We start from the raw sequence: 26,779 nt of genomic DNA on the forward strand, positions 1-26,779 counted from the left end.
AATTAAAATCTTGAACTATATTTTAAGCATAAAAAAAGACCACACTAGTGAGTGTGGTCTATAAAAATGGTGGCTATGACGAGACTTGAACTTGTGACCCCCGCATTATGAGTGCGGTGCTCTAACCAACTGAGCTACATAGCCGTAAACTGTGGGCGCATTATCTACTTGATTATAATATTCGTCAAGTAATATCCGCACCGTTTGATCAAATTTTGATGAAGTGAGCCGATAAGCCGGGTTCTGTCGTGAACGATCATTCCTCTAGGCGTACAATCACTCATACGCTCAAGCGACCTACCCGAATCCAGCATGGGCCATGCCTAATGGATTCCTATTTGGTCTTGCTTCCGGTGGGGTTTACCATGCCATGAACTGTTACCAGTCATGCGGTGCGCTCTTACCGCACCCTTTCACCCTTACCACTCTCTAGGCCGACCCGAAGATCAGTTGCAAAATGGCGGTCTACTCTCTGCTGCACTTTCCGTAGGCTTTCGCCCCCCAGGCGTTACCTGGCACCTTGCCCTATGAAGCCCGGACTTTCCTCCCCTGTTTCAATCACGAAGATCTACGCAGCAGCGATCGTCTAGCTCACTTCAAGTCGCGCATCTTAACAAACTTTGAACTTAATTGCTCGCGCTTTTTTGAGCAATTAACTTTTTATACTTTTCCATCAATTGATCTTGTGATTCTGTATGGTTCGGATCGAGAGGAATACAATCTACAGGACAAAACAATGCACACTGCGGTTGGTCATGATGCCCCACACATTCAGTGCACAAGTCGGGGTGAATTTCATAAATCAATTCACCCATATAAATCGCTTCATTTGGACACACAGGCTCACATACGTCACAATTGATGCATTCATCTGTTATATATAAAGACACGCTACCAACCTTGTTGATGTTTCCGCTCAAATGCTTCAACCACAGCTTTAGGCACAAACTTGGTTACATCACCATTTAAACGGGCAATTTCACGCACAAGTGTGGATGAAATAAATGAATATTGTTCTGAAGGCGTTAAAAATACAGCTTCAAAATTTGAATCAAGTTGACGATTCATGTTCGCAAGCTGAAACTCATACTCAAAATCGGAAACAGCTCTTAAACCTCGAAGTACGGCGGTTGCCTTTTGCTCATTGAAAAAATTAACCAATAGACCATCAAAGCCAACAAATTCAACATTCGACAAATGATTGAGCGAAGCTTTGGCTAGCGCCACACGCTCATCCAAGCTAAATACAGGATTCTTATGATGACCAATCGCAATAGCTACAACGACTTCATCAAACATTTTCGCTGCGCGAGTCACTAAATCAACGTGACCATTTGTAATTGGATCAAATGTTCCAGGATAGATGACGCGAGTTTTAGACATCCATTTATACTCAAGATTTATTATGTGAACATAGTTTAACAAAAACTTGTTTCATAGCGAACTACTGTTATTCCTGAAATCACTTCACCTCAAGCCAAGTTTAAGGCAAAATACATGTAATCTCGGAATATTAGTATTATGTCGAAATCAATTGTCGTAAAAAAGAATAATGGTGGAACGATTGCGCTGAACAAACGTGCGCGCCACGATTATTTTATTGAAGAAAAATTTGAAGCAGGTTTATCGTTACAAGGTTGGGAAGTCAAATCACTTCGTGCTGGTCGCATGTCGATTACTGAAAGTTATATTATTTTTAAAGGTGATGAAGCCTTTCTTTTTGGTGCTCAAATTCAGCCACTTCTTTCAGCCTCGACGCACGTTGTTGCTGAAGCGACTCGGACACGTAAGCTACTCCTTTCACGTCGTGAACTTGAAAAACTTCAAGGTGCGATTAACCAAAAAGGTTATACCTGTGTGCCTTTGGCATGTTATTGGAAAGGACGTTTGGTTAAGCTCGAAATTGCCTTGGTTAAAGGTAAGCAACTTCACGATAAACGTGCCACAGAAAAAGACCGTGATTGGCAACGTGATAAAGCTCGAATTTTCCACAAGTAATACACATATAAAAAACCGCCTAATTGGCGGTTTTTTATTCTTCATCAATTTGATCAGCAGAACTTTAATGTGCCATAGCAGTTAGACTTTACTGTTTGATTGGCTAATCTTTGGTTTTGTAACTGTAAATAGACTGGATTTGCTTGAGTTGCGGAATCCAAATTCGCAACCACTTTGGAAGATAAAGGTTGATCAGCAAGTAATGCGATCAACTCACCAATACCGACGACTTTAGCTTGGGGTGTCTCTGATGATGTTTGCATTAAAGTCTGCGAAACTCTCTCAGCAACCTGCTTAAGCGTGTTGTTATCTAAAATAATGGGCTGCGTTACATTTAAGTGTCCAAGTTGAACGGGATCATTAAAAGACATCCACCAACCCGGCTGAGCAACATCTGTATTCCCTGACATCGTATTTAAATTATTGTTATTCGAGTCTGAACTTGAAATTTTAGCACCTGGCCATAACAGAGGAATATCTTGTAAGGATAAATACCCACCTGTGCCTGTCAATGGAATATTGTGAAACATACTTAAAGATTGAATGAAATCAATTTTCAAATTTAGGTTATTGATTGCAGAGCCATCCGACATTTTAAACTTAGCATTTGCTTTAAGTAAGGTTGTTAGATCACACGATAAGTTTGAACTTGGCGCATCACAAGATAAATCCACACGTAGTTGATCATTTGCAAACATTGAACTTGGATACCTTGGATCGCCATTCGGTGCAATTGGTATGGTATCTAACTTGGTTCGAATATCATAAATCTCAGCTTGAGTTTGCCGTTTACCATTTACAGTAAAAGGCTCTAGTACAAAATTGGTTGAAACAGACGGCACTGTAATCCCTGTACTATCAGAACCTGTACGACTTACAAACTTAATATCTGTATTAATGGGTTTGATTAAACAAAGTGAGGTTAGACATACTTCCAGATGTGCAATCCCTTCGAGTTGCTGATCATTTACCCCTGCACCAGGTTCTTTACTCGCTAAACCAAATTTTGCTTCTTGTGTTTGTGCTGTACCTGTAGTTCCAGCAACCTGCATAAAACCGCTGAGACGCTGTATACCATCTGTAGTTGAAGATGTCGTTCCATTTTCTAAACCGGCGGACAACAAAGCTGAGATTTTTTCTGCACTAAACCGTACACCTTTAACCTCACGGGTTGATGCTGAATTTGGATTGGCAATTGCAAATTCCATAAATGGATTGGTAATTGACCCACTGGTTGAGGCACGCCCATTATTAAATATAGGGACACCATCTGTATCATAAGAGTCAGGCAACCCACTCAATGCTAGGTTTTTGATGTCGATATCACATGCATCTTTTCCATTAACACCACCACATCCTAATTGCAGATTTTTAATATTAGCATTCAGATTCAGTTCAGCTTCCAAACCTAACTTATAAAAACCAACGTTGTTATTGAAGATATTTTTCATTGGATTGGCATTATCTGTAGGAGCAAGATAAGACAAGCTCATCAAAGCCTGACCATTCACATCCGCCAACTCCGAATCTGTTAATGTTTTCAGCTGACTATTTGCAAAGGTAAATGAACTTATACCTAAAGTCAGTGGCAGACAAATACTGAATATATGCACTGATCTTTTTAAGACCATGATCATTCTCCATCTTTAATTTTATTTTTATCAGTGCTTATTCCTTGAGCACATTCAATATGTATCATTTATAATTATGATTAAAAAGCATTAACCTATTAACGGTTTTCTATAATTATAACTTTAAGAAATACTTCTCTTTATTTAGTTAATATAAACGCCTAATTTCAATTCTTTTTTTTTATTTTCAACATTGTTTATTTTTCAATCATAAATTCCGACTAGTGGCATTTTGAAAATAAAAAAAAAGCCCCTTTTAAAGGGGCTTTATCAAAATAAAATCAGCAAAACTTTAAGTTTCCATAACAGTTTGGGGCAAAACTTTGATTTGTAAGTTGCAAATTCTTTAAAGGAAAATCTAAAGATGTGTTCGGTAAGTGTACATTACCTACTGTTAGTGCATCACCAAACAAGCAGTTTAACAAACCACATCTTGGAGGATTTTGTTTAATGAAATTACTAATTGGATTAACAACTTGCTTTAAAACATCATTAGTAACTTGGATCTGATCCGTGGGCGTTACATTACCAATATCAATCGCATCATCAAAAGCCAACCACCAACCTGTATTTGCTGCAGCATCAGCTTTGGGCCACCAAATTTTTTGCGATTGAAGAGATAAAGACATCGGGTTATTCACTTTCAAAGCATGAATATAACCAAGATTCTGATCTACTGTAATATTAGCTTTAAGCCCCGTGATATTACCATCAACTTCTTTCTGAAGCTTTAATAAACCTGCAGTAATATTTAGCGCCGCCTTCAAATCACCATTAAAATCTAACTGATGAATATTTGCATAGCCCCCCAAATTTACAGAAGACATTCGAGTTCCATTCACGGTAGTACCGTTTAAAAAAATATCCGCTTTTGCAGATTTTAGTCCAAGGCTATAGTCATTTGATTTAAAACCTAATGTAGGACAGATAAAAAGTACACAAGCCTCAACATTCCCATCAATCGTCATACCCGTATCTGCATAAGTCATATTTCTTGGAGCAGTATAGGCCGTCCCTGTCGAAGGATTGATTTTCATATATCCACTAAGTGAGTTAATCCCATTTGGCTTATCTGAGTTTTCATCACCCAACGTCAATAACCCCAACGCTTTTTCAGCACTCAGCCTCAAGCCAACAACTTCACGTGTAGAAGCTGTATCTGGATTTTTTATCGCAAACTCTAAGAAAGGATTGGTCAGTTTCGCAGAGGACCCTACACGCCCATCTCGAGTCTCTGATAAACCACTTAGACTCAAATTATCGATATCAATGTCACAACCACCTGCGCCATTCACACCACCACAACCCAGTTGTAGTTTTTTAATATTCGCATTCAGTTCAAGTTCAGCTTCCATGCCTAATTTATAGAAACCGACACCTTGACCTGACATTTTATTGGCTGAATCTGTGGGTGCAATATAAGACAAACTCATTAAAGCCTGGCCTGTTACATCTGAAAGGGCTACATCGTCCATAGCCTGTAATGTGTCGGCTTGAACCATTGAAATTGAGGATAATCCGCACACTAAAGGGATTAAAAAACGTATTCCATTGCGTGATCTTTTTAAGACCATTATTCTCTCCAGCATTCTTATTTTTTGCATAATCTTATCCCAAGACTATGCTTGATTTATTATAATCTAAGAATATGTCAGATTTTATGACTTGTTTAACATTATTTGTATCAATTGATGCCATTAAACACAAAAATTCAAATATTATAATCAATTAGAAAATTTTATCGTTTAATCAATTCTGCAATATACTTTCCAAACCAAACTGCAGTATCTAAATCACCTTGAGGTGGCGTGATTTCTACAGAGGCGTTGTCCGACTGCGTCATTAAGCCTAAGAAACTCGACATACGGTTGAGATCGTGATTATCGCGTCCTGTTGGCATCAATGGTAAACCTGTCCACAGCATGCCATGTTGCATCGCAAACAAGTTAATTTGTTGAAGTACCGCGAGCTTATCACCACTGAGTCCACCGCCATTGGTAAATGCAGCTGCAAGCTTACCTTGCCACGAACGTGCCAACCAACGCTTAGAAGATTGCTCCATAAACTGTTTCAGTCCAGACGTCAGACTTCCCATATACGTAGGACACCCAAATACAATCGCATCCGCCAGATCAAGTGCATCCCAATCAATATCATCAATCGTCATCAATACAACACTGATTTGAGCCTGTGTCACACCTTGAGCGATGTATTGAGCAACTTTAGCGGTATGACCATAAGGGCTGTGATAAACGATAGCAATAGACGGAGTTAGATCAGACATAGGACGACATAGTGACAGTGTAAGGATAGTTTAGCATTAACACCCATATAAATGCCTATTGCATAAATACAAATGTCGCCATGCGACCTGTTTTTGCTTTACGGCGATACGAAAAATATTGATCGGCTTGCTGGTATGAACATTGATCACCACCCAGCACAGTATGGACGCCGTATTGGCGCAAAATATATCTGGCAATGGCATATAGATCCGCTTGAAATTTACCGTCTTCAATCCCTTGCTCAAATGCAATTTCAAGTTCTGGATATTTATTGCAGAATGCTTGCTTGACCTCTACTCCCACCTCAAAACACGGTTGACTAATCGCGGCACCCATCCAAGCCCAAGAGGCTTTACTCGTCATCTCAGCAATAGTGTTTTCAATAATCCCATTTGCCAATCCACGCCAACCTGCATGTAAGTTGGCAACTTCGGTGCCTTCGGCATTACCCAAAACAATCGGTAAACAATCGGCTGTCATCATCATTAAAGCATGTGACTTAGTTTGAGTGACCAAGCCATCACCTTCAAGTGCTTCAAATGGTATTTGATCATTGATAGTTAAACAAATCGTGCTATGGGTTTGCGTCATCCATGTGATCTTATCAACACCGAATTCGGCAAAATCTTCAAGCAATGCCATACGATGCTGTTGCACACGTAAAGGATCATCTTGGACATGCAATGCCAAATTAAATCCTGCAAGTTCAGTGACAGAAGTTGGTAATGCATTAGGATGTTCGATTTGGGTTTGCCCCGCATATACGCCCTTTGGCAGTCCTTGAACAAATTGCATACATAATCTCCTTCTATTTCTAAACTTTCTATTTCTAAACCCTAAAAGCAAATGGGATCAATTCTAATAGCTTCTTTAGCCATACAATCGATCCCATTTAGAGCATAAGCAAACGATCGTTCGATTAATATGCCTTATTTTCTGTACGTAATGTTTCTAACAGTTGAACAAAGTCATTTGGCCATGGCGCTTCAAATTGCATCTCTTCTTGCGTTTTTGGATGCACAAGACCCAACTTGGTTGCATGTAAAGCTTGACGCTTAAACGAGCGTAATTGAGTTGCTAACGCTTCTGATGCCCCCGCCGGAACTTTGACACGACTTACATAGACTGGATCACCGACTAAAGGGAAACCAATATAGGTGAAGTGAATACGGATTTGGTGGGTACGACCCGTTTCAAGCTGAGCCTGAACGCGCGTGAAATTCTGGAAACGCTCTTTCACATTAAAATGAGTGACCGCATCACGTCCACCAGGAAGAATCGCCATTTTTACACGATCTACAGGATGACGCTTAATCGGTTCATCAATCGTACCACCCGCAATGATATTGCCATAGCAAATCAAATCGTAAACGCGATAAACCGACTTTTTAGCAAGCTGTTTGCTTAAAGAGAATTGTGCTTCTAAGTTTTTCGCTACAACCAAAAGACCACTGGTGTCTTTATCAATACGATGAACTAAACCTGCACGTGATAATTCAGCAGATTTTGGAAAATGGTGAAGGAGTGCATTGACCAATGTACCATTTGGATTACCCGCACCCGGATGTACAACCATACCCACAGGCTTGTTGATCACCAAGATGTCATCATCTTCATAAATCACATCTAATGGAATATCTTCAGGTTGCAAAGTGGTCTGTGCTTCAAGCTCTACTTCCAATGTAAGCGTTTCATTGCCTTCACATTTATATTTCGGCTTTACTACATTACCATTCACCAACAGATGACCATCTTTCATCCATTGTTTTAATTTTTCACGAGAAAAATCATTCCAAACGATTGCAGCAACTTGATCAATACGTTGACCTAAATAGCTCTCATCCAATTGAAATTGCAACGATAAACGTGTTGCAGTTGAAGCTGAATTGTGATTATCTGCATCCTCAGAATCTTCAATTAAGTTGAAGTCATTTTCTGGGAAATTAGAATTAGAAGATTGTGCTGAAGTCATTTGCTCATTCGGACAAAAGTGGTTTAATAGTGCAATTGTAGCCTATTGCCCGTATAAACAGAGGAATTTTTATGTCGCTACCACGTTATAAAGTTACAATGCTTGCTTTATCGCTAGGTTTAGCAGCTACTTTCGTTGGCTGTAGCAGTAATCCAAAGAAAGAGGTAGTCGACACAGGCCCTCAATCAAGTGAACAAGTTTATTATGATAAAGCACAGAAATCATTGGATCGTGGACAGTACGGCGATGCTGCAAAATCATTAGAAGCATTAGAAACTTATTTCCCAACGGGACAATATACGCAACAATCTCAACTTGATTTGCTTTACACAAAATTCAAGCAAAAAGATTATGAAGGAACTGTTGCACTGGCTGATCGTTTCATTCGTTTAAATCCACAACACCCGAATGTGGACTACGCTTACTATGTACGCGGCGTGGCAAATATGGAACAAAACTATGATGGCTTAATTCGTTATACATCACTCCAACAATCGCATCGTGATGTCAGCTATTTAAAATTAGCCTACCAAAATTTTGTTGATTTCATTCGCCGTCACCCAAGCAGTCAATATGCTGTAGATGCTGCACAGCGCATGAAATTTATCGGTCAAGAGTTGGCTGAAAGTGAAATGAATGCTGCTCGCTTCAACTTAAAACGTAAAGCATGGTTAGCCGCGATTGAACGTTCTCAGTGGGTGGTTGAACATTTCCCACAAACGCCACAAATTCCTGAAGCACTAGCAACCATGGCATATGGTTATCAAAAACTGGGGGATAATGCGACTGCACAACAGTACATCGACGTTTTAAAACTCAACCATCCAAATATGGTGAGATCGAACGGCGAAGTGAATTTACGTGCTGCACGTCGTGATAGCAACTGGTTGAACAAAGCCACCTTAGGTATTTTAGGTCGTGAAGCGCGCGCTCAAAATACAGAAACCACTGAAGTTGAGAAAACCAAAGAGACATCACCTAGCTTGTTAAATCGTTTCAGCTTTGGTCTATTAGGGAATAAAGACTCAAATGTCGAAAGTGCACCTGCAAACGAAAGTTTATACGATCCGCAACGCACTCAATAATTCTAGTGCTAGAATCAAGCGGGAATGATTTCCCGCTTTTTTTATATGTGAAACTGGATAAAATAACGTGACAATGCGTTAAACTAGCCATCTTATTCATGTTTTAGACACTGACTTTTTAATATGGCAATCCCTCAGCACACCATAGATCAAATTTTAGATCGTACCGATATTGTCGATTTGATTGGTCAACGTGTGAAATTAAAAAAGTCAGGTCGTACCTATTCAGGCTGTTGTCCTTTTCATCAAGAAAAGTCCCCCTCTTTTCACGTCTATCGTGATAAGCAGTATTTCCACTGTTTTGGCTGTCAGGCCAATGGTAATGCTATTCGCTTTTTAATGGACATCGACAATCGTAACTTTGTCGATGTCATGAAAGATCTCGCAAGCCAGTCTGGAATTGAACTCCCTAAAGATAATTTTGATTCAAAAAAATTATCTTATAAGCGTGAAACCGCTAAACCGAAAATAGCTCAAGCATCGTCACCTAGAACACAACAAAGTGATCAGCAAGGCGTTCAACAAACCAACCCACAAGATAATGCAACAATCCAACAGAATGAGACTCTAGATCATTATTCCGATCCATTTGAAGCATTCCAAAACTATGCTGAATTTGATGGATCAGATTTCGGGCATTCTGATTTGGCTTTTGCAGATCAATATGATCAACAGGTTCCTCAAGACGGAAATTTGTATGATCTGCTTGAAAGCGTTGCTCAATATTATGAGAAGCAACTGCCAAACAGTAAAATTGCACAACAGTATTTTAGACATCGTGGTCTAAGTGCTGAAACCGTAAAGTATTGGCGTTTAGGTTATGCCCCTGAAGATTGGCAACATTTAGAAAAAACCTTCCCTCAGGATATTGAAGGCTTAAAACTCCTCGGTTTGATTCGTACCAGTGACAGCGGTCGTGACTTCGACTTACTTCGTGAACGTGTGATTTTCCCGATCAGAGATGCCAAAGGTCGTGTGGTCGGTTTTGGTGGTCGCGCTTTAAATGACGAAATGAAGCCGAAATACATTAACTCACCCGACTCTGAAGTCTTTCACAAAAACCAATTACTTTATGGCCTGTATGAAGGTCGTAAGCTGAAAGCGCAAAATTGGCTCATGGTGGAAGGCTATATGGATGTAATTGCCTTACAACAAGCTGGTATTCCAGGGGCAGTTGCGACATTGGGTACAGCCAGTAATGCTGACCACCTCAGCACCTTATTTAAGCAAAATAATCAAATCACCATTGCTTTTGATGGCGATGCTGCGGGTCAAAAGGCAGCGCGAAGAACGTTAGAAATCGCTTTACCTTTATTGAATGACGGTCGTGAACTTAAATTCTTTATCATGCCCAAAGAGCATGACCCTGATTCATTGGTGAGAAAAGAAGGCTTAGAGACTTTTAATCAACTGTGGCAACAAGCGCCCCTTCTTTCAGATTTTATCTTTGCATTGCTCAGTCAACAATATGAGATTACGACACCTGAAGGCAAAAGTCAGGTCATGGCCGAGCTGAATCAACTGACTGAATTGATGCCTAAGCATGGCTCGTATCGTTATTTGATTCGCCAATTTTTTAAAGAAAAATTAGGCTTTAATAAAAAATGGCAGCCTCAAATCAGTCTTGATGCATCATTGTCTTTTAATATTCGGACTAAAGATGAAGATTTTGCAGTGGCCATGCTGATGCACCACCCTTTTCTGTATATTCATTTTGAAAACTTACGTGCTTATTTGCCTGAAAATGAACTGTTGGCACAAATTTTAGCGATTTTCAATCATATCTTTGATGATCTGCCCGATGACCAAGAACTGGCAACCTATTACATTTTAGGTGCTTGCAGTGCTTTCCATATGGAAATTGCTGAAATTATGAATAGAACCAATATTCAAGCTCTAACACAAGCTCCTGAAATGGCGGATAAATTAGCCTCAGAATGCTCACTTTCTTTACAAGAAAAGTTTTTACGCCAAAAACTAAAGAAACCTGCTTCTTTGATCGAGTCGAGACACCTTAGACAACAGTTGAATGACTTAACCAAACGTATTGGTTTAAGGCTACTCAACGAATAAATCATATTTTTAAAGTTTTAGCTGTTTGACTGAACTATTTTTTGTATTGAAGGCAGATTAACAGTCTATCAATTACCTTTTCACTTTACGTTGCTTATGGAAAATTTCATCCAAACTGTCTTTCAATCCTTCAAAATGCGCAGGATCTTCAGATTTAGCCACTTCACGTAATAACAAAGACGTTGGATGCAATAGTTTTTGAGTCAAGCGGTGTGCGAACTCTTGCATGACCAATTCAGCATTTTCACCCGACTTTAAACGCTCAAGCGCCAAATTCAACTCTTGTTCTTTTTTCTGCTCACCTTGATCACGGTAAGATTTGATGATCGGTCCAGCTTGATTCACTTTCTGCTGAACAATCAATTGCGTTGCGAGCTGATTGACCATGACTTCAGCTTCAACTGCCGCTTGGCGACGTTGTGCTAAGTTTTCATCGATCACCGTTTGTAGGTCATCCACCCCATACAAATACACACCATCTAGCTGTTCAACTTTAGGCTCAATGTCACGTGGAACAGCCAAATCCACCATCAACATCTGTTTATAACGACGCTGCTTGAGTGCTTTTTTGACATCATCATAAGCAATCACTTGATGCAAACTGCCTGTACAGCTTGAAATAACATCCGCACGATGTAAGTTTTGTGCCAGTTGATCAAATGGAATAATTTCGACTTGAACGCGATGCGAGATTTCAGAGGCCAATGATTCAGCACGTTCTCGACCACGGTTACAGATTAAGATCTTTGCAACACCCATTTCAGCCAGATGTTTTGCAACAAGGCTATTCATCTCGCCTGCTGCAACGACCATCACAGTCAGTTTTTCAGGTTGACTGAACACCTGTAGCGCCAGTTGAGCAACTGCATAACCCATAGAAACAGCATGGCTACCTACCGCTGTTTCAGAGCGGACACGTTTAGCAGCATAGAATGCATATTCAAATATTCGATTTAAATTCGGTGAAATAACCGCAGATTCTTTAGAGATATTTAATGCTGATTTGACTTGCCCCATAATTTGAGGCTCACCCAACATTAATGAATCCAGTCCACTTGCAACGCGCATTAAATGCGTTACCGCATCAGCATTTTCATGACGATATACATGGTGTGACAACTGGTTTACATCAATACCATTTTTCTCTGCAAGCCACTCGAGTACCATGTCAGCGTTTTCTGCCATAGCATAGACTTCGGTGCGATTACAGGTTGATACCACCACCATGTCATTCAAAGTCTGGTCGTGACTTTGCTCAAGCAAAAGCTCTTTTAACTTTTCAGGGTTAAAAGCGACTTGCTCACGCAACTCAACAGACGCGGTTTGATGGTTGACACCCAATGCAAAGAAAGACATATCAGATCATCAATTCACTAAATTTATGCTATTGTGCAATAAAGGTGTCATAAAAAGCATTACTTGGATAAAAATTTGCGTCAAATAAATAGCCGAATCAACGGCATGACAATTAAGCAGTATTCTACCACAATCTTGTTGGCGGGTAGCATGACTTACAGTGCTCATATTAGAGCATCTGAAGAAAATTATCATGCACAATCAAATCGAAATGCTATCCAACAAACCATGATGGCAGAGTTTGCTATTGCCGCAAATGATACAACCACTGCTTTACACAACTATACTGTACTCGCAATCCGAAGTAATTCAACTGCGATCAAACAACGTGCTTTGAATATTGCTTTAGATGAAAATGACTTACAAGCGGCATTAAATATTGCCACGCATTGGGTGGTTCAAGAACCCACAGATGTCCCCGCAAAATTTTATTTAGCACACATTGCTCTAAAAGCTCATGAATATGAATTGGCTGCGGATGTTCTTGACAGTATTTTACAGATTGATCCCGACTCTGATTTAGAATTGATTCTTGAAGGGATCGCACCAGAATCTGATGAAGACCAGCTCAATCTACTTAACACACTGAGTAAAAGTAAAGAGCGCAACAACCCCTCTTTATTGGCTTTAATTGCCAGCCTTGAAGCTAAAAATGGCGATGTTGAGCAAGCCCTTATTACTATTAATAAAGCACTCAGAAAACGCCCTAAAGTGACCGGATTTATTCTTTTAAAAGCCAATTTACTTATGGCAATGGGTGATACGGATGCCACACTCAAATGGTTTGAAAAAAGTAGTCGAAAAAATCGTAATAATTTAGAGGTGAATTTAGCGCAAGTTCGTTTTCTCATTAAGCTCAATGAAGCAGAGCTTGCGCTGGATAAGCTAAAAAGAATCATCAAAAAATGGCCCGATGCTGAAGAGGCTTTATTTATCGCTGGGTTAACCGCGATTGATTTAAAACAATACGATGAAGCTGAACAATTCTTGATTCAATTACGCTCTTCTTCAAAATATCAGAACGATGCATATTACTACCTTGCAGTAAATGCAGAACGAAAACAGCACCTTGAGACCGCGAAAGCCTATTACCGTTTAGTAGATGGCAATCTTTATATGGTGTCACGTCGCAGTTTGATTTCGATCTACGAGAAACAAGATAAACTGAATGATATGCTGCGTTTTTTGACGCAAGAACGTGTCAACTACCCGCAACATGCGAGTTTCTTATATCAAGCTCAAGCTGAAATTTTAAAACGTATGGGCAATAAAAAAGCTGCGCTTGGTTTACTCAAAGAAGCCGCTAAAAACTTACCTGATGATCCTGAGTTACTCTACTCTCAAGTTTTACTGTTAGATCCATTTACTGAACGTGAACGACTTGACAGCACACTCGAACAACTCATGATCATTGAGCCCAACAATCCAAATTATCTCAATGCCTATGCTTATACTTTAGCTTTACAAAATAGACGCTTAGACGAAGCAAGAAGTTATGCAGAACAAGCTCTAGAAAGCGCACCAGATCAAGCCTCAATTTTAGACACATTGGGTTATATTACTTTTTTACAAAATGACTTTAAGACCGCATCTCAAGTGCTCGCTAAAGCTTATCAACTCAGTCAGAGCGTTAATATTGGCGTTCGCTTAGCAAAATCACTCTATATGCAGGGCTCACTGCCTGAATTTAGTCATTTGTTACAACAACTCCAACAAAATCATCCGAATGATCCTCAATTAGAACAGTTGAATGGTTTATTGTTACCTGAAAATTTCCAATGAGCGCGCTTTTATGCATCCAATTGTAAAAATAACTTTTATTCTAAGCAGTACATTCAGTGTATTGGCAATGACAGGTTGTCAAAGTATCAGCACTCAAAAGCCTTTAGGCAATAGCACCATCCCACAAGCTGAAAATCAATTCCAACTTCAAGGCAAGATTGGAGTAAAAACCCCACAACAATCTGGCAGTGCATTTTTTACATGGGTTCAAAACCAGCAAAATTTTGATATTGAACTCAGCGGAATTCTCGGTGTTGGTAAAACGCAAATCTCAGGTCAGCCTGGTCACGTGACCTTAAATAGCGCCAAGACGGGGGAAATCAAAGCTGCAACCCCAGAAGAACTATTAGTACAAGCAACAGGATGGCAAGCACCGATTACAAACTTGGTTGATTGGGTTCAAGCGCAACCTGCATCGAGTACTGCTCAAATCGAAAAAGATCAACAACAACGTATCCAGCAAATCATTGAAGACGGCTGGACGGTGGCCTTAAGCTACAATGACAATGCAAAATTACCCAATAAGCTGATTTTGCAACAACAGCTTGAAACAGGTAAAGAAAACCGTATTACAATGGTCATTCAAAATCGTTAATTAAATAAGTCTAACTTTATGATTCGTGTTGCATCCCCAGCAAAACTCAATCTTTTTTTGCATATCACAGGTCGTCGTGAAAATGGTTATCACGAATTACAAAGTATTTTTCAGATCATAGATCTCTATGATTGGATGGAGTTTGAACAAACCAATACAAACTCAATCCAAATCAAGGGATTGAATAGCGTAGATCTTGAACAAAATCTCATTTATAAAGCCCTACAAATCATCAAACCTTATGCAAAAACTGATCAATTGGGCTTAAATATCCGTATTGAAAAGAATATTCCGATGGGCGCAGGACTTGGGGGTGGCTCTTCCAATGCAGCAACCACGCTTATCGTTGCAAATAAAATTTGGCAATGCGGTTTAAATACCAATCAACTTGCCGATCTAGGGATCAAACTCGGCGCAGATGTGCCTATTTTTATTCATGGTAGAAATGCGTGGGCTGAAGGCATTGGTGAACACTTAACATTCATAGACTTAGATCAGAAACAATACATCGTGCTCAAACCTGACTGTTTTATCAGCACTCAACTGCTTTTTTCACAAAAAGCGTTGACAAGAGACACGAAGAGCACTAAATTTTGCGCCTATCAGATAAAGCCATCTGATTTCGGAAATGCCTTTGAGCCTCTAGCAAGAAGTTTATATCCTGAAGTCGATGAAGCGATGCAATATTTAGATCAGTTCGGTGTTGCAAAACTTACAGGTACAGGTGCTTGTGTTTTTACTGAAGTAACGACGAGTATGAATGTAGATGAAATTCTGGCTCATTCACCATGTAAATCTTACTTAGTGAATAGTTTAAAAGAATCTCCGCTCAATCATTTCGGCGTTTAATGATAGGGGTATCGCCAAGTGGTAAGGCACCGGGTTTTGATCTCGGCATCCGTTGGTTCGAATCCAGCTACCCCTGCCATCATTTTTCATCTGTAGATACATATTGTTGTGTATTAGGGGTATCGCCAAGTGGTAAGGCACCGGGTTTTGATCTCGGCATCCGTTGGTTCGAATCCAGCTACCCCTGCCATTTAAAACACAACATATGATCATTAGGGGTATCGCCAAGTGGTAAGGCACCGGGTTTTGATCTCGGCATCCGTTGGTTCGAATCCAGCTACCCCTGCCATTTTAAGCTCAAAAAGACAGAACAGATTACGGTTAGAAAATGTCAAACAACCTTGACAAATTCTCGTAAAAATATTAAAGTTCTGCCGCATTAGGGGTATCGCCAAGTGGTAAGGCACCGGGTTTTGATCTCGGCATCCGTTGGTTCGAATCCAGCTACCCCTGCCATCTACTTCCAAATTTTCTAACCGCCAAGGGTGCTTCATGCCCAATCTTGTCGTTTTTAGTGGAACAGCGCATCCACAATTCGCCCAAAAAGTCGTAAGCCATTTACATATTCCTTTAGGTGCTGCATCTATTGGTCAGTTTTCTGATGGCGAAATCGCTGTCGAAATCACTGAAAATGTCCGTGGTAAAGACGTGTTCATCGTACAACCTACTTGTGCCCCTACGAATGACAACCTAATGGAAGTCCTCGTGATGGCTGATGCTTTGCGTCGCGCAAGTGCTGGTCGTATCACTGCCGTTATTCCTTACTTCGGTTATGCTCGTCAAGACCGTCGTCCTCGTTCTGCTCGTGTGCCGATCACAGCTAAAGTTGTTGCAGATATGCTAACAACTGTAGGTATTGATCGTGTTGTCATGATCGATTTGCATGCCGACCAGATCCAAGGTTTCTTCGATATTCCTGTAGATAACATCTACGGTACTCCTGCGCTTCTTGCTGACTTACGTCAACAACAGCATCACAATCTAATGGTGGTTTCACCTGACGTTGGTGGTGTGGTTCGCGCACGTGCAGTTGCGAAGCAAATGGGTGATATCGATTTAGCAATCATTGACAAACGCCGTCAAAAAGCAAATGAATCACAAGTGATGCATTTGATTGGTGATGTTAAAGATCGTGATTGTGTGATCGTTGATGACATGGTGGATACAGCAGGTACGTTGTGTAAAGCTGCTGATGCACTTAAATCATTTGGTGCTCGTCGTGTTGTTGCTTATGCAACGCACCCGGTACTGTCTGGTAAAGCACTTGAAAACTTACGTAATTCTGTGATTGATGAATTGGTTGTGACTGACACAATTCCGCTTTCTAAAGAAGCATTAGAACTTGGTAAGATTCGCCAAGTTTCAGTAGCCAGCATGGTTGCTGAAACAATTCGTCGTATTAACAACGAAGAATCTATTAGCGCAATGTTTGATTCTTATCTATAATAACGCGCTGAATTTTAAAAGCCTCATCAAATTTTTGATGGGGCTTTCATCACTAGACTGGTCGAAGGTCTAGTCAATTAAACTTAAATTAGGAATGTCTATCATGGCAAACTTCGTATTAAATGCAGTAGCTCGTGAAGAAGCAGTTCAAGGGAAAGGTTCGAGCCGCCGCCTTCGTCTTCAACACAAAGTCCCTGCAATCATCTACGGTTCAGGCGAGCCTGTTGCAATCACTTTAGAACTTCGTGAATTAGTTAAAGCTTTAGAAAGCAAAGCTTTCTTCGAAGAAACTATTGAAATCAATGTTGACGGTAAAGTTGAAAGCGTTAAAATCCAAGCACTTCAACGCCACCCAGCTAAAAACACACCTATGCACGCTGACTTTAAACGCGCATAAGTGTTGATGGTGTAAATTAGTGTCAAATATTTCACTGATTGTAGGTTTGGGCAACCCAGGTTCTGAGTATGCTCAAACCCGCCATAATGCAGGGTCTTGGTTCGTAGAACGCCTCGCAGAACAATATGGCATCGCATTAAAAGCTGATCCAAAATATAAAGGGATTAGCGGTCGGGGTAAAATAGAAGGTCAAGACGTTCGTCTGCTTTTACCCACAACGTTTATGAACCTTTCAGGTCAAAGTGTTGTTCCCTTCGCAAAATTCTATCAAATTACTCCCGAAGCAATGCTCATTGCTCACGATGAACTTGATATGGATCCAGGTGTGATTCGCCTTAAAACTGGCGGTGGTCACGGTGGTCATAACGGTTTACGTGATATCGTCCCGCATATAGGTCCGAATTTCCATCGTTTACGTGTAGGCATTGGTCATCCAGGGTCAAAAGAACGTGTATCTGGGCATGTTTTGAGCAAAGCACCATCAAGTGAGCAAAAGCTTATGGATGATGCTCTTCATCACGCATTAAGCCGCATCAAATTATTGGTTAATGGTGAAGTTCAACAGGCAATGAATCAAATAAACGCCTATAAACCTTAATTGATAAAATTAATCTTTGTAAAACAATTTCTCTTGCCACGATCAAATTTTGAGAGCAAAATGCGCTTTCAATTGCATCCCCCGACATAGAAGTTGTTGTTAAATCATTAGATAACAACCACAGGGCAAACCAGGAGACGCTTTCCATGCTATCTCGTTTATTAAAAGCAAAAATTCACCGTGCAGTCGTCACCCAAGCAGAACTTCACTATGAAGGTTCTTGTGCGATCGATGGTGTGTTATTGGATTTAGCAGGTATCCGCGAATACGAAGAGATTCATATTTGGAATGTGACCAATGGTAAGCGTTTTACCACGTATGCTATTCGTGGCGAAGAAAATTCAGGCATCATTTCTGTCAATGGTGGCGCTGCACATCAAGCCGATATTGGTGATCTTGTGATTATCGCAACTTTCGGTGACTTTACTGTTGCTGAAGCGGATGCCCATAAACCTCGTCTAGTTTATGCCAACCCAAATAATACCGTAAATCACACAGCGAACTGTATTCCTGTACAAGTCGCTTAACGGTTTTCAATAAAAAAGCTCGCCATGATGCGAGCTTTTTTATGTTCAATGATCCAATAAACTCAATAACAATCAATGAGAATTATATTTTGTTCACCCCTATCATTTTTCAAATCATTGAGTGAATGAATGATTCATTTATTCTTCTTGTAATGTTTTGAGTAAACTTTGACTAATTACATCCGCACGCAACCAAGCCAATTCATAGCTTGCATTTGCTAATGCAAGGACTCGACGCTCAAATTCAGTCCACAGAGGTTTGACTTGTTTCGAATCTATCCCCAAACCACTCTCATCCGCCAAATTTTTATTTTTTTCACAAATTTTTAAAGCATGGTACAAACGCCGACCTTTTGATGCATTATCAAATACACGTACACGCTTAGAATCAATAAAAGCATTAACAATATTCAGATTTGCATGCGGTAACATCGGCACCAAGATTTGATCAAGTTGCGCATCTAAACGAATCCAAATCGCTTGTCTTTGTTCTTCTGTATAGGTATTCCAACGGATCACCTCATGATTAAATCTACGACAACCACGGCACACCGCATCACCAAATACCGTTGAACAACGTCCTGCACACGGGGTAAGAGAAGGTATTCGACGATCACTACTCAAAATTTACTTCCTCAATAAACCATATTTATCATATGGTTTTCTCGCACATTGAACAAATTCGCGTTAGAATACGCGCCTGAAATTATCCCCCTATATTAATACATTTGGAGTACTCCATGAACGCTACTGTAGAACAGCTTGCACCTGTAGAACAGCAAGCGACCACAAGTTGGGTTGTTGCGGCACTTTATCAATTTAAAGAAGTTCAAGATTCGCTTGATCTTCAACAACGTCTTTTAGATTTGGTAAAAACCATTAACTTGTGCGGTACTCTAATTGTTGCAGATGAAGGGATTAACGGAACGGTTGCAGGCGATCGTCAAGCCATTGATGTGATTCATCAATTCCTTTTAGATGAAGGTTTTCAAGATATGGAATATAAGGAATCTCACAGCGATGAGAAACCATTCCGTAAAATGAAAATTAAACACAAAAAAGAAATCGTGACTTTGGGCGTTCCTGTTAAACCACGCGACTTAGTCGGTCACTATCTTGATCCTAAAGAATGGAATGATTTAATTGCTCGTGATGATGTCATTCTTGTCGACACACGTAATGATTACGAATACAAAGCAGGCACATTTAAAGGTGCGATCGACCCGAAAACAGAAACTTTCCGTGAATTCCCAGAATACGTTAAGAACAACCTAGAGCAACATAAAGATAAAAAAATTGCCATGTTCTGTACCGGTGGTATTCGTTGTGAAAAATCTACATCGCTGTTGCTACAAGAAGGCTTTACTGAGGTTTACCACCTTAAAGGCGGTATTTTAAAATACCTCGAAGAGACCCCACCAGAAGAAAGCATGTGGGAAGGTGAATGTTTCGTATTTGATGGACGTACAGCCGTAACACATGGTGTGGAGGAAGGTGAAAACGTCAAATGTCATGCATGTGGATGGCCTTTACTTCCTGCTGAAGTTGAGCTTCCAAGTTATGAACATGGTGTCTCATGTGTACATTGCATTGAAAAAACCACTGAAAAGCAAAAAGCGGGTTTCCGTATGCGCCAATCTCAAATTGCAGCGGCAAAACGCAAACGCCTTTAATCTTATAAATCAAGATACATACCGAACCGCTACCCTCGTAGCGGTTTTTTTATAGTAAACTTTCAATAACTTCATTTCGTTACCACTCAAAATGACCGCATGGATTATTTCCGTCATGGAACAATTAGGCTACTTAGGGATTGCCCTGCTCATGTTCCTCGACAGTGTGTTTCCCCCTATCCCATCAGAAATTATTATGCCTTCTGCTGGTTTTACAGCGTCTAAAGGCGAGCTGTTACTCACAGGCGTTATTATTGCAGGCAGTTTAGGCTCATTGATTTCTGCTGCTGTTCTGTATTGGATTGGGCGTAAAATTCCTAGAGAGCAAATTTTTAAATTTGTAGATCGTTTCGGGAAATACCTCTTTATCAAACCTAAAGATGTAGAGAAATCATTGGGTTGGTTTGAAAAACATGGTCATCGTATTGTATTTTTTGGGAGAATGATCCCTGCAGTTCGCTCTCTGATTAGTATTCCTGCCGGGATGAGTCGTATGTCCTTCTGGAAATTCATGGCTTATAGTGGATTAGGCACGATTATATGGACGACATTTTTAGCATCGGTCGGTTATTACTTTGGTAATAATACGGAGATGATGCACAAAATTTTTAGTCAAGTGGGTTATGTGATTATCATCATCGTTCTGCTTGTACTCGGATGGATATGGTATGGTCGTCATAAACGTAAATCTCATTATTAATTTCTAGATTCAACAAGTCCGAGTCATGAGGACTTTTGTTTCAAAGTTCGCTTTTCTGATTGTCAGATATTTTTTTGGGGGAAATATGACGCACTATTTGAAGCATTTTGCTGCTGTGTACTGCATTGCCTTGAGCCTAATGGTGACGATCTTAATTTTCGGTTTAAAACTGGGTGGATTATCTTTAGTACCAACATTAATCGTATCTGCATTAATCACCGCAGGATACTTTGCTAACAAAGAACAAAGACTTCCCACTCAACATGAAAAAATTCAATTGATTTGGGGATCAAGTGCTATCGCCATTATGATCGCAAGTTTCTTTGTATTCTTCTTGGTACTCATGAATCCCAATGCTGAACAAATCTTAGCTATAGCTGAAAAATCTGGCATTTTGCTCGCCGCCATGATTATGCTGATATTGATTGTGCTCCATGCAGCAATCTTTTTTGTTGCTTATAACTGTTATACGCCCTATCGACTTAAAAAATTATTTAAATAATTGACGCTTATTCTCAGCATAAAAGTAGATCAAACTAAGTTTTAAATATTTAGGCATAAAAAAAGCACCTCATTGAAGGTGCTTTTTTATAACTTGATTTTCAAAAACAATAAATCTTAACTAACTTAGTTTGGTGTGTGGTACATCAAATAAATTTCATTCAGATTTTCAGGAATTTCTTCCGCAAGCTCATCCATCAATTGCCCATTGCGACGGAATGATTCCATTTGTGGATCTTCTTCGTCCACACCACTAAACACCATAATTGGCAACGTTAAATCAACCAATTGCTCCTCAAACTCAGGAGTAAACCACGCATCTTCGTTTAGGAACATTGCATCAACAAAACCAACACTCCAGTCACCTAAACTTGACTCAACATCAGCTTCCTCAATTTCAAAAGGAAACTCAATCCCTTCTTCATTGGCAAGCTTTTGACGCAGGTCATCAAGCCAAAGTTTAATTTGAGTAATGATTTCAGCAGGAACTTTCTTTTGATTATTATCAAAAAGTTCATCTAACCAACGATCAAACTGAGGGCCTACAGCTGTTGCACATAAAAAACCATGTGTTGCCGCGAAATCCAGACCATGCTCGTTATTATCGCCATCAAGGAATTCACTTAACTGGTCTAAATCTAATGCACTCATTTTGTTTCCAACACTTCTCAATTAATGGTTTAGGATATCATTTTCGAAAGCTAAGCCCAACGATAAAATCATTATTCATCGTCAAAATCATCATCGTCGTCGTCAAAATCATATTCTTCTTTCAACTCACGATCCAAACGTCGTTGAGCCAAGAGGTCATCAATCAAACGTCTTTTTTCTAACGATTCTTTCGCGCTAATTTTACTCGATGTGTCGTCAAAACTGACTTCATCATCACTAAAGCTATCATCTAATTCAAAATCTGTAGAAGACACTAAAACTACCTCATGAAAAAAAATGGATGGGGCTAGGCGCTATTTATCTGTGTTCTGAATTCTTGTCAAGTTTTATTTTATTTTTCAGCAATAATCAACAAAATTTTGCTTCTTTTCCTCTACCAATTTATGCGATTATAATCCACACAACAAAACTGAATGAATGCACATTTAAGCTTGGACATATTTCATTTTTAAGAAACTACGCTTGGTATACTTGAAAACAATAGATTTAGCCCAATTATGGGAAACAAGCCTTAAATTTTTGGTTTCTTTTAAACCAATTTAGCCCATGGATTCAGATATTAATGCGACGATAATTGTGCTATCATGCACGGTTTTCCCTGCCACAGATTCAACGAGAAGAGAGCAAAGATGAGCGATAAGCATTCCCCTACTTCACAAGTAGCGGCTCTGATTAGCCGAGGCAAAGAACAAGGTTACTTAACTTACGCTGAGGTTAACGATCATCTTCCAGACTCAATCACTGAAAGTGAACAGATTGAAGATATCATTCAGATGCTTCAAGACGTTGGTATTCCGGTACATGAACGTGCGCCTGAAGCTGATGACACCATGTTCGACGGTACCAATACCGAAACAACCGATGAAGTTGCCGAAGAAGAAGCTGCTGCCGTTCTCGCATCTGTAGAAAACGAACCCGGTCGTACCACTGACCCTGTTCGTATGTACATGCGCGAAATGGGTACAGTTGAACTTTTGACTCGCGAAGGCGAAATTGTTATTGCAAAACGAATCGAAGAAGGAATTCGTGATGTACTTAATTCAATTGCGTATTGGCCAAATGCAGTCGAAGTTGTATTACAAGAATATAAAGATTATGAAACAGGTGAACGCCGTTTAGCAGATATTTTATCAGGCTATTTAGATCTTGAATCTGATGAAGAGATTCCTGAAGTTCTTGAAGAAGTTGTTGTTGTAGAGGCAGTCGATGCGTCTGCTAAACCAACAAAAGACGTTAAACTTGATGATGAAGACGAAGATGAAGAATCAGAAAGCGATGATGATTCTGAAGGTGAGTCAGGTCCAGATCCTGAAATTGCAAAAGCTCGTTTTAACGAATTAGAAGCAGCATGGACTGTGGCTAAAGCTGCGATCAGCAAATCTGGTCGTAATAGCCCAGAAGCTGTTGAAGCTGTTGAAGCACTTGCAACTGTATTCATGATGTTCAAATTCACGCCTCGTCTATTTGATATTATTTCTGAGATGATTCGTGGTACACACGAACAAATTCGTACCGCTGAACGTGAGGTGATGCGTTACGCAGTTCGCCGTGGTCGTATGGATCGAAACCAATTCCGTACAACCTTCCCAGGTCAAGAGTCAAATCCTGCTTGGCTTGAAGAACAGATTGCAAAAGCACCTGCTGATCTCAAACCATATTTAGAAAAAGTTCGTCCCGATGTTTTAGCTTTCCAACAAAAGATTGCTGATATTGAGAAAGAACTAGATCTCAGCGTGAAAGAAATTAAAGAAATTTCTAAACGTATGTCGATTGGTGAAGCGAAAGCTCGCCGTGCTAAGAAAGAGATGGTTGAAGCAAACTTACGTTTGGTGATTTCAATTGCGAAAAAATACACCAACCGTGGTTTGCAATTCCTCGACTTGATCCAAGAAGGTAACATCGGCTTAATGAAAGCTGTTGATAAATTCGAATACCGTCGTGGTTATAAGTTCTCAACCTATGCAACTTGGTGGATTCGTCAGGCCATCACGCGTTCAATCGCAGATCAGGCACGTACGATTCGTATTCCGGTGCATATGATTGAGACGATCAACAAGATCAACCGTGTTTCACGCCAACTTCTTCAAGAAATGGGCCGTGAGCCTACACCTGAGGAATTAGGTGAACGTCTAGAAATGGACGAAGTGAAAGTACGTAAAGTCTTGAAAATTGCCAAAGAACCGATTTCAATGGAAACGCCAATTGGTGATGATGAAGATTCGCATCTTGGTGATTTCATCGAAGACGGTAACATTACCTCTCCAATTGATGCGGCAACCTCTGAAGGCTTAAAAGAAGCAACACGTGAAGTTTTAGAAAACTTAACTGAACGTGAAGCGAAAGTCTTAAAAATGCGTTTTGGTATCGATATGCCAACCGATCACACTTTGGAAGAAGTCGGTAAGCAATTTGATGTAACACGTGAGCGTATTCGTCAAATTGAAGCAAAAGCCTTGCGTAAATTACGTCATCCATCTCGTTCAGAACATTTACGTTCTTTCCTTGAGAATGACTGATCTATCGATAGGATAATGCAGGCTTGAATATGCAGGGAACTCCCCCATAATATGAGCATGTAGCAAATAAAAGCAAAAATACCTGCGCATTGCAGGTATTTTTTATGAATGAGGTGTCCTATGACTGACATAACAAATCGTGCGCCATCACGCGAATTACAAGAACATCTTTGGGTGTTTCCGATGGATTATCCAATTAAATTGATTGGTCTTGCTGGTGCGGAACTCCGTGAAGCTGTGAATGAAATTTTTGTTAAACATTTTCCTGAATTTGATGGTCAAACCATGACGGTTACGCCATCACGTACAGGTAAATACCATTCAGTAACTGCACAACTGCGCTTTGAAGAGCTTGAGCAAGTTCATGCTGTTTATGCAGATTTGGCAGCTTGCCCATTGATTAAGACAGCGCTTTAATCAAGTAAAAACACGCTTTAGAGCGTGTTTTTTAATGCTGTAAATACAGGCGAATTGCTTTAATCAATTAACTAGTTCTATATTTCTCTTTCACTTTGAAATTTCGCATAACGTCTTATGTTAAATAGAGCTGTATATTTACTTAATAATTCTTTTATAAATTGTTTGATATAGTTTTTGGATCTACTGCTAAATCTTTAATGATTTTTTCTGAACGTTCTTGTATCAGTCGCCAATCCTTTAAATGCACACGATTAAATAATGCTTCTAGCTGCACTTTCATAATTGGCTCTATATTCCAGTACATATGACATCTTTTTTCTAAATTATTTATCTCAAGATTTGTACAACGAATCAAAGTAGTAACCTTGCCTTGGCTATCCTTTTTTATATACATATCTTCAGTTTCTGGATATCCATAACTACTCACCCAGTCAGGATGAGGATCATATTTAAACTCTTCTTTATTCGCTGGAATATGAATGCTTCTATAATGATTCTCTTCCATACTTTCACGAGTACGGATTGGAGAATTTATAGTTTTATTATTAAAAAATGCCGTTAAATTTGGATAGTATCGTACCCCTGCATTCGTCATGATCGTGACCCATTCATTATGCTTTTGATGTTCTTCTGCACGATATTGCTTTTGTGATTCTTTCGCAGTTCGTGCTGCTTCTGAACCTTCAGGTGCTCCACCATATCTAACTAAAATCAGTCCTGATGTATATTTCATATATACAGCAAAAGACGTTATGACCGAATTGAAATCTCGTGGCGGTGGCTTGTACCCTTTGTAGCGATTTTCACGAACTAATCTAGGTGAATCTTCATACTCTAGCGAACTAAATCCTTCACCAACAAGTACTGGCTTGCCACCTAAATTTCCTACACGGTAAGGTACACCATGAGGGCTCATGGGTGGCTTGAACTCAGCTTCATGCGAAGTATCCCTATACATGTAACCAAGCAACACAATCACACACAAAACAAATAAATATAATTTTTTCATTTACTTATATATTTCATAAAATTTCACTTAATCGTATTAAATATATCCAAAATTAACATAATACACATTATGCAGAATAATCTTATTTTATTAATATACTTCAATATCTTAAATATAATTTTAACTATAATTAGTGGAGCTTTTTTCGATTTTCATCTCCCACATTTATTAATTCAGTAATGCTCCATAATATTATTTAACTTCAATAAATATTAGACCTCTTGCGAAAGTCATTATTGCAAGTTTATCCGGTTTACCAGTGCAGCGATTAAGCTAATGCGTAAACCGAATCGCTTGCGTCTATTTCGGTAGCGTTCACTCAATATTCTAAATGTTTTTAATTGACGATTGATGTGTTCAATCACAATTCGTATTTCTCCAATGATTTTATTGTACTTTTTCTCAATATCAGATAAGGCAGAATTCTTCTTTTTCTTAATAGGAGTCAATAGCTTAAATCCACGCTCCTCTAGTCCATGATACCCTAAATCAGTAACCACATATTCACAATGCTTGAATTTTGCAATCGTTTTTCTTGCCAATTTAATGTCATGTTGACTACCACTTGATAGATCTAGACCTATGATTTGTTTGCTCTTTGGATGATAGATCACTTGCGCTTTGAGCGTATGTTTCTTCTTTTTACCACTGTAAAACTTACTCTGATTTTTTTTGGGGACGTTCTATTGAACAT

Annotated in this window: 27 protein-coding genes, 5 tRNA genes, 1 other RNA gene and 1 pseudogene; 19 read left to right on the forward strand and 15 right to left on the reverse strand. The window is 39.5% G+C overall.

Annotated elements, in window-relative coordinates; genetic code table 11:
* Window positions 1-67: 67 nt before the first annotated feature.
* The 4 genes from AC5YD2_RS04470 to coaD form a co-directional block, all read right to left on the reverse strand.
* Window positions 68-144, reverse strand: a tRNA-Met gene (locus AC5YD2_RS04470).
* A gap of 72 nt (window positions 145-216) precedes the next feature.
* Window positions 217-598, reverse strand: an RNA gene (rnpB, locus tag AC5YD2_RS04475) — RNase P RNA component class A.
* A 28-nt stretch (window positions 599-626) separates the two neighbouring features.
* Complete coding sequence (locus AC5YD2_RS04480) at window positions 627-890, reverse strand: YfhL family 4Fe-4S dicluster ferredoxin (protein ID WP_496125167.1); 264 nt, start codon at window positions 888-890, stop codon at window positions 627-629.
* Between the two features lies 1 nt (window position 891).
* Window positions 892-1,383, reverse strand: a complete 492-nt coding sequence (coaD, locus tag AC5YD2_RS04485) for a pantetheine-phosphate adenylyltransferase (protein WP_496125168.1) — start codon at window positions 1,381-1,383, stop codon at window positions 892-894.
* A gap of 138 nt (window positions 1,384-1,521) precedes the next feature.
* On the opposite strand from coaD, the gene smpB reads away from it, so the two are divergent.
* A complete protein-coding gene (gene smpB, locus AC5YD2_RS04490) occupies window positions 1,522-1,998 on the forward strand; it encodes an SsrA-binding protein SmpB (RefSeq protein WP_496125169.1) in 477 nt (158 codons plus the stop codon).
* Window positions 1,999-2,051: 53 nt separating this feature from the next.
* On the opposite strand, the gene AC5YD2_RS04495 is transcribed toward smpB, so the two are convergent.
* From AC5YD2_RS04495 to rluD, 5 genes are all read right to left on the reverse strand, one after another.
* Window positions 2,052-3,629, reverse strand: a complete 1,578-nt coding sequence (locus tag AC5YD2_RS04495; protein ID WP_496125170.1) for a hypothetical protein — start codon at window positions 3,627-3,629, stop codon at window positions 2,052-2,054.
* 281 nt (window positions 3,630-3,910) lie between these two features.
* Window positions 3,911-5,131 carry a hypothetical protein gene (locus tag AC5YD2_RS04500; protein ID WP_496125192.1) on the reverse strand — a complete coding sequence of 407 codons (1,221 nt, stop codon included), beginning with the start codon at window positions 5,129-5,131 and terminating at the stop codon, window positions 3,911-3,913.
* Between the two features lie 236 nt (window positions 5,132-5,367).
* Entirely contained in the window at window positions 5,368-5,913 is a 546-nt protein-coding gene (locus AC5YD2_RS04505) for a flavodoxin family protein (RefSeq protein WP_496125171.1), read from the reverse strand.
* A 55-nt stretch (window positions 5,914-5,968) separates the two neighbouring features.
* Window positions 5,969-6,709: a peptidoglycan editing factor PgeF gene (pgeF, locus tag AC5YD2_RS04510; protein WP_496125172.1), complete on the reverse strand. Its 741-nt coding sequence runs from the start codon at window positions 6,707-6,709 to the stop codon at window positions 5,969-5,971.
* A 124-nt stretch (window positions 6,710-6,833) separates the two neighbouring features.
* On the reverse strand, window positions 6,834-7,886 hold the full coding sequence (gene rluD / locus AC5YD2_RS04515) for a 23S rRNA pseudouridine(1911/1915/1917) synthase RluD (protein ID WP_496125173.1): 1,053 nt from the start codon (window positions 7,884-7,886) through the stop codon (window positions 6,834-6,836).
* 71 nt (window positions 7,887-7,957) lie between these two features.
* Here rluD and AC5YD2_RS04520 point away from each other — a divergent pair, with 71 nt between their 5' ends.
* A complete protein-coding gene (locus AC5YD2_RS04520) occupies window positions 7,958-8,971 on the forward strand; it encodes an outer membrane protein assembly factor BamD (protein WP_496125174.1) in 1,014 nt (337 codons plus the stop codon).
* Window positions 8,972-9,094: 123 nt separating this feature from the next.
* Entirely contained in the window at window positions 9,095-11,044 is a 1,950-nt protein-coding gene (locus tag AC5YD2_RS04525; protein ID WP_496125175.1) for a DNA primase, read from the forward strand.
* A gap of 72 nt (window positions 11,045-11,116) precedes the next feature.
* Here the strand turns inward: AC5YD2_RS04525 and hemA are convergent, their stop codons facing one another.
* Window positions 11,117-12,400, reverse strand: coding sequence for a glutamyl-tRNA reductase (gene hemA, locus AC5YD2_RS04530; RefSeq protein ID WP_496125176.1), 1,284 nt, complete (start codon window positions 12,398-12,400; stop codon window positions 11,117-11,119).
* 75 nt (window positions 12,401-12,475) lie between these two features.
* Here hemA and AC5YD2_RS04535 point away from each other — a divergent pair, with 75 nt between their 5' ends.
* The 11 genes from AC5YD2_RS04535 (at window position 12,476) to panD (ending at window position 18,594) form a co-directional block, all read left to right on the forward strand.
* Window positions 12,476-14,182, forward strand: a complete 1,707-nt coding sequence (locus AC5YD2_RS04535; protein WP_496125177.1) for a tetratricopeptide repeat protein — start codon at window positions 12,476-12,478, stop codon at window positions 14,180-14,182.
* A 10-nt stretch (window positions 14,183-14,192) separates the two neighbouring features.
* A complete protein-coding gene (lolB, locus tag AC5YD2_RS04540) occupies window positions 14,193-14,777 on the forward strand; it encodes a lipoprotein insertase outer membrane protein LolB (protein WP_496125178.1) in 585 nt (194 codons plus the stop codon).
* 18 nt (window positions 14,778-14,795) lie between these two features.
* Window positions 14,796-15,626, forward strand: coding sequence for a 4-(cytidine 5'-diphospho)-2-C-methyl-D-erythritol kinase (gene ispE, locus AC5YD2_RS04545; protein WP_496125179.1), 831 nt, complete (start codon window positions 14,796-14,798; stop codon window positions 15,624-15,626).
* 4 nt (window positions 15,627-15,630) lie between these two features.
* A tRNA-Gln gene (locus tag AC5YD2_RS04550) sits at window positions 15,631-15,705 on the forward strand.
* Between the two features lie 36 nt (window positions 15,706-15,741).
* Window positions 15,742-15,816, forward strand: a tRNA-Gln gene (locus tag AC5YD2_RS04555).
* Between the two features lie 24 nt (window positions 15,817-15,840).
* Window positions 15,841-15,915: transfer RNA gene (locus AC5YD2_RS04560), tRNA-Gln, on the forward strand.
* A 92-nt stretch (window positions 15,916-16,007) separates the two neighbouring features.
* Window positions 16,008-16,082: transfer RNA gene (locus AC5YD2_RS04565), tRNA-Gln, on the forward strand.
* A gap of 36 nt (window positions 16,083-16,118) precedes the next feature.
* Window positions 16,119-17,072, forward strand: coding sequence for a ribose-phosphate pyrophosphokinase (locus AC5YD2_RS04570; RefSeq protein ID WP_496125180.1), 954 nt, complete (start codon window positions 16,119-16,121; stop codon window positions 17,070-17,072).
* Between the two features lie 103 nt (window positions 17,073-17,175).
* Window positions 17,176-17,469, forward strand: coding sequence for a 50S ribosomal protein L25 (rplY, locus tag AC5YD2_RS04575; RefSeq protein ID WP_496125181.1), 294 nt, complete (start codon window positions 17,176-17,178; stop codon window positions 17,467-17,469).
* 19 nt (window positions 17,470-17,488) lie between these two features.
* Window positions 17,489-18,067: an aminoacyl-tRNA hydrolase gene (pth, locus tag AC5YD2_RS04580; protein ID WP_496125182.1), complete on the forward strand. Its 579-nt coding sequence runs from the start codon at window positions 17,489-17,491 to the stop codon at window positions 18,065-18,067.
* A 146-nt stretch (window positions 18,068-18,213) separates the two neighbouring features.
* Complete coding sequence (panD, locus tag AC5YD2_RS04585) at window positions 18,214-18,594, forward strand: aspartate 1-decarboxylase (RefSeq protein ID WP_496125183.1); 381 nt, start codon at window positions 18,214-18,216, stop codon at window positions 18,592-18,594.
* Window positions 18,595-18,732: 138 nt separating this feature from the next.
* Here panD and AC5YD2_RS04590 read toward each other — a convergent pair whose 3' ends face one another.
* Window positions 18,733-19,218 (reverse strand): DUF1289 domain-containing protein, encoded by a 486-nt coding sequence (locus AC5YD2_RS04590; protein WP_496125184.1) that lies wholly within the window; start codon window positions 19,216-19,218, stop codon window positions 18,733-18,735.
* Between the two features lie 116 nt (window positions 19,219-19,334).
* Between AC5YD2_RS04590 and trhO the strand changes: the two genes are divergently transcribed.
* From trhO to AC5YD2_RS04605, 3 genes are all read left to right on the forward strand, one after another.
* Window positions 19,335-20,267, forward strand: a complete 933-nt coding sequence (gene trhO / locus AC5YD2_RS04595) for an oxygen-dependent tRNA uridine(34) hydroxylase TrhO (protein WP_496125185.1) — start codon at window positions 19,335-19,337, stop codon at window positions 20,265-20,267.
* A 115-nt stretch (window positions 20,268-20,382) separates the two neighbouring features.
* Window positions 20,383-20,967, forward strand: coding sequence for a DedA family protein (locus tag AC5YD2_RS04600; RefSeq protein ID WP_496125186.1), 585 nt, complete (start codon window positions 20,383-20,385; stop codon window positions 20,965-20,967).
* Between the two features lie 85 nt (window positions 20,968-21,052).
* Window positions 21,053-21,469, forward strand: a complete 417-nt coding sequence (locus AC5YD2_RS04605) for an ABZJ_00895 family protein (RefSeq protein ID WP_496125187.1) — start codon at window positions 21,053-21,055, stop codon at window positions 21,467-21,469.
* A gap of 125 nt (window positions 21,470-21,594) precedes the next feature.
* Here AC5YD2_RS04605 and AC5YD2_RS04610 read toward each other — a convergent pair whose 3' ends face one another.
* Together AC5YD2_RS04610 and AC5YD2_RS04615 are read right to left on the reverse strand one after the other, a co-directional pair.
* Entirely contained in the window at window positions 21,595-22,119 is a 525-nt protein-coding gene (locus AC5YD2_RS04610) for a YecA/YgfB family protein (RefSeq protein WP_496125188.1), read from the reverse strand.
* Window positions 22,120-22,190: 71 nt separating this feature from the next.
* Window positions 22,191-22,394: a PA3496 family putative envelope integrity protein gene (locus tag AC5YD2_RS04615; RefSeq protein WP_496125189.1), complete on the reverse strand. Its 204-nt coding sequence runs from the start codon at window positions 22,392-22,394 to the stop codon at window positions 22,191-22,193.
* 330 nt (window positions 22,395-22,724) lie between these two features.
* On the opposite strand from AC5YD2_RS04615, the gene rpoD reads away from it, so the two are divergent.
* Together rpoD and AC5YD2_RS04625 are read left to right on the forward strand one after the other, a co-directional pair.
* Window positions 22,725-24,656 carry an RNA polymerase sigma factor RpoD gene (rpoD, locus tag AC5YD2_RS04620; RefSeq protein ID WP_496125190.1) on the forward strand — a complete coding sequence of 644 codons (1,932 nt, stop codon included), beginning with the start codon at window positions 22,725-22,727 and terminating at the stop codon, window positions 24,654-24,656.
* A 129-nt stretch (window positions 24,657-24,785) separates the two neighbouring features.
* Window positions 24,786-25,073 (forward strand): YbeD family protein, encoded by a 288-nt coding sequence (locus tag AC5YD2_RS04625; protein ID WP_496125193.1) that lies wholly within the window; start codon window positions 24,786-24,788, stop codon window positions 25,071-25,073.
* A gap of 154 nt (window positions 25,074-25,227) precedes the next feature.
* Here the strand turns inward: AC5YD2_RS04625 and AC5YD2_RS04630 are convergent, their stop codons facing one another.
* Window positions 25,228-26,085, reverse strand: a complete 858-nt coding sequence (locus tag AC5YD2_RS04630; RefSeq protein ID WP_496125191.1) for a hypothetical protein — start codon at window positions 26,083-26,085, stop codon at window positions 25,228-25,230.
* Window positions 26,086-26,318: 233 nt separating this feature from the next.
* Window positions 26,319-26,779 (reverse strand): annotated as a pseudogene (locus tag AC5YD2_RS04635) (transposase family protein); the annotation flags it as partial.

This window comes from Acinetobacter sp. CY73 (assembly GCF_059515865.1).

Excerpts from the sequence above, each read along its gene's own strand:
- pgeF (WP_496125172.1), bottom strand. The coding sequence starts at position 6,709 with ATGCAATTTGTTCAAGGACTGCCAAAGGGCGTATATGCGGGGCAAACC.
- AC5YD2_RS04505 (WP_496125171.1), bottom strand. The coding sequence starts at position 5,913 with ATGTCTGATCTAACTCCGTCTATTGCTATCGTTTATCACAGCCCTTAT.
- coaD (WP_496125168.1), bottom strand. The coding sequence starts at position 1,383 with ATGTCTAAAACTCGCGTCATCTATCCTGGAACATTTGATCCAATTACA.
- AC5YD2_RS04520 (WP_496125174.1), top strand. The coding sequence starts at position 7,958 with ATGTCGCTACCACGTTATAAAGTTACAATGCTTGCTTTATCGCTAGGT.
- rplY (WP_496125181.1), top strand. The coding sequence starts at position 17,176 with ATGGCAAACTTCGTATTAAATGCAGTAGCTCGTGAAGAAGCAGTTCAA.
- rluD (WP_496125173.1), bottom strand. The coding sequence starts at position 7,886 with ATGACTTCAGCACAATCTTCTAATTCTAATTTCCCAGAAAATGACTTC.
- AC5YD2_RS04525 (WP_496125175.1), top strand. The coding sequence starts at position 9,095 with ATGGCAATCCCTCAGCACACCATAGATCAAATTTTAGATCGTACCGAT.
- AC5YD2_RS04495 (WP_496125170.1), bottom strand. The coding sequence starts at position 3,629 with ATGGTCTTAAAAAGATCAGTGCATATATTCAGTATTTGTCTGCCACTG.
- smpB (WP_496125169.1), top strand. The coding sequence starts at position 1,522 with ATGTCGAAATCAATTGTCGTAAAAAAGAATAATGGTGGAACGATTGCG.
- panD (WP_496125183.1), top strand. The coding sequence starts at position 18,214 with ATGCTATCTCGTTTATTAAAAGCAAAAATTCACCGTGCAGTCGTCACC.
- AC5YD2_RS04630 (WP_496125191.1), bottom strand. The coding sequence starts at position 26,085 with ATGAAAAAATTATATTTATTTGTTTTGTGTGTGATTGTGTTGCTTGGT.
- AC5YD2_RS04500 (WP_496125192.1), bottom strand. The coding sequence starts at position 5,131 with ATGGTTCAAGCCGACACATTACAGGCTATGGACGATGTAGCCCTTTCA.
- lolB (WP_496125178.1), top strand. The coding sequence starts at position 14,193 with ATGCATCCAATTGTAAAAATAACTTTTATTCTAAGCAGTACATTCAGT.
- hemA (WP_496125176.1), bottom strand. The coding sequence starts at position 12,400 with ATGTCTTTCTTTGCATTGGGTGTCAACCATCAAACCGCGTCTGTTGAG.
- AC5YD2_RS04570 (WP_496125180.1), top strand. The coding sequence starts at position 16,119 with ATGCCCAATCTTGTCGTTTTTAGTGGAACAGCGCATCCACAATTCGCC.
- AC5YD2_RS04610 (WP_496125188.1), bottom strand. The coding sequence starts at position 22,119 with ATGAGTGCATTAGATTTAGACCAGTTAAGTGAATTCCTTGATGGCGAT.
- AC5YD2_RS04605 (WP_496125187.1), top strand. The coding sequence starts at position 21,053 with ATGACGCACTATTTGAAGCATTTTGCTGCTGTGTACTGCATTGCCTTG.
- ispE (WP_496125179.1), top strand. The coding sequence starts at position 14,796 with ATGATTCGTGTTGCATCCCCAGCAAAACTCAATCTTTTTTTGCATATC.
- AC5YD2_RS04600 (WP_496125186.1), top strand. The coding sequence starts at position 20,383 with ATGGAACAATTAGGCTACTTAGGGATTGCCCTGCTCATGTTCCTCGAC.
- trhO (WP_496125185.1), top strand. The coding sequence starts at position 19,335 with ATGAACGCTACTGTAGAACAGCTTGCACCTGTAGAACAGCAAGCGACC.
- rpoD (WP_496125190.1), top strand. The coding sequence starts at position 22,725 with ATGCACGGTTTTCCCTGCCACAGATTCAACGAGAAGAGAGCAAAGATG.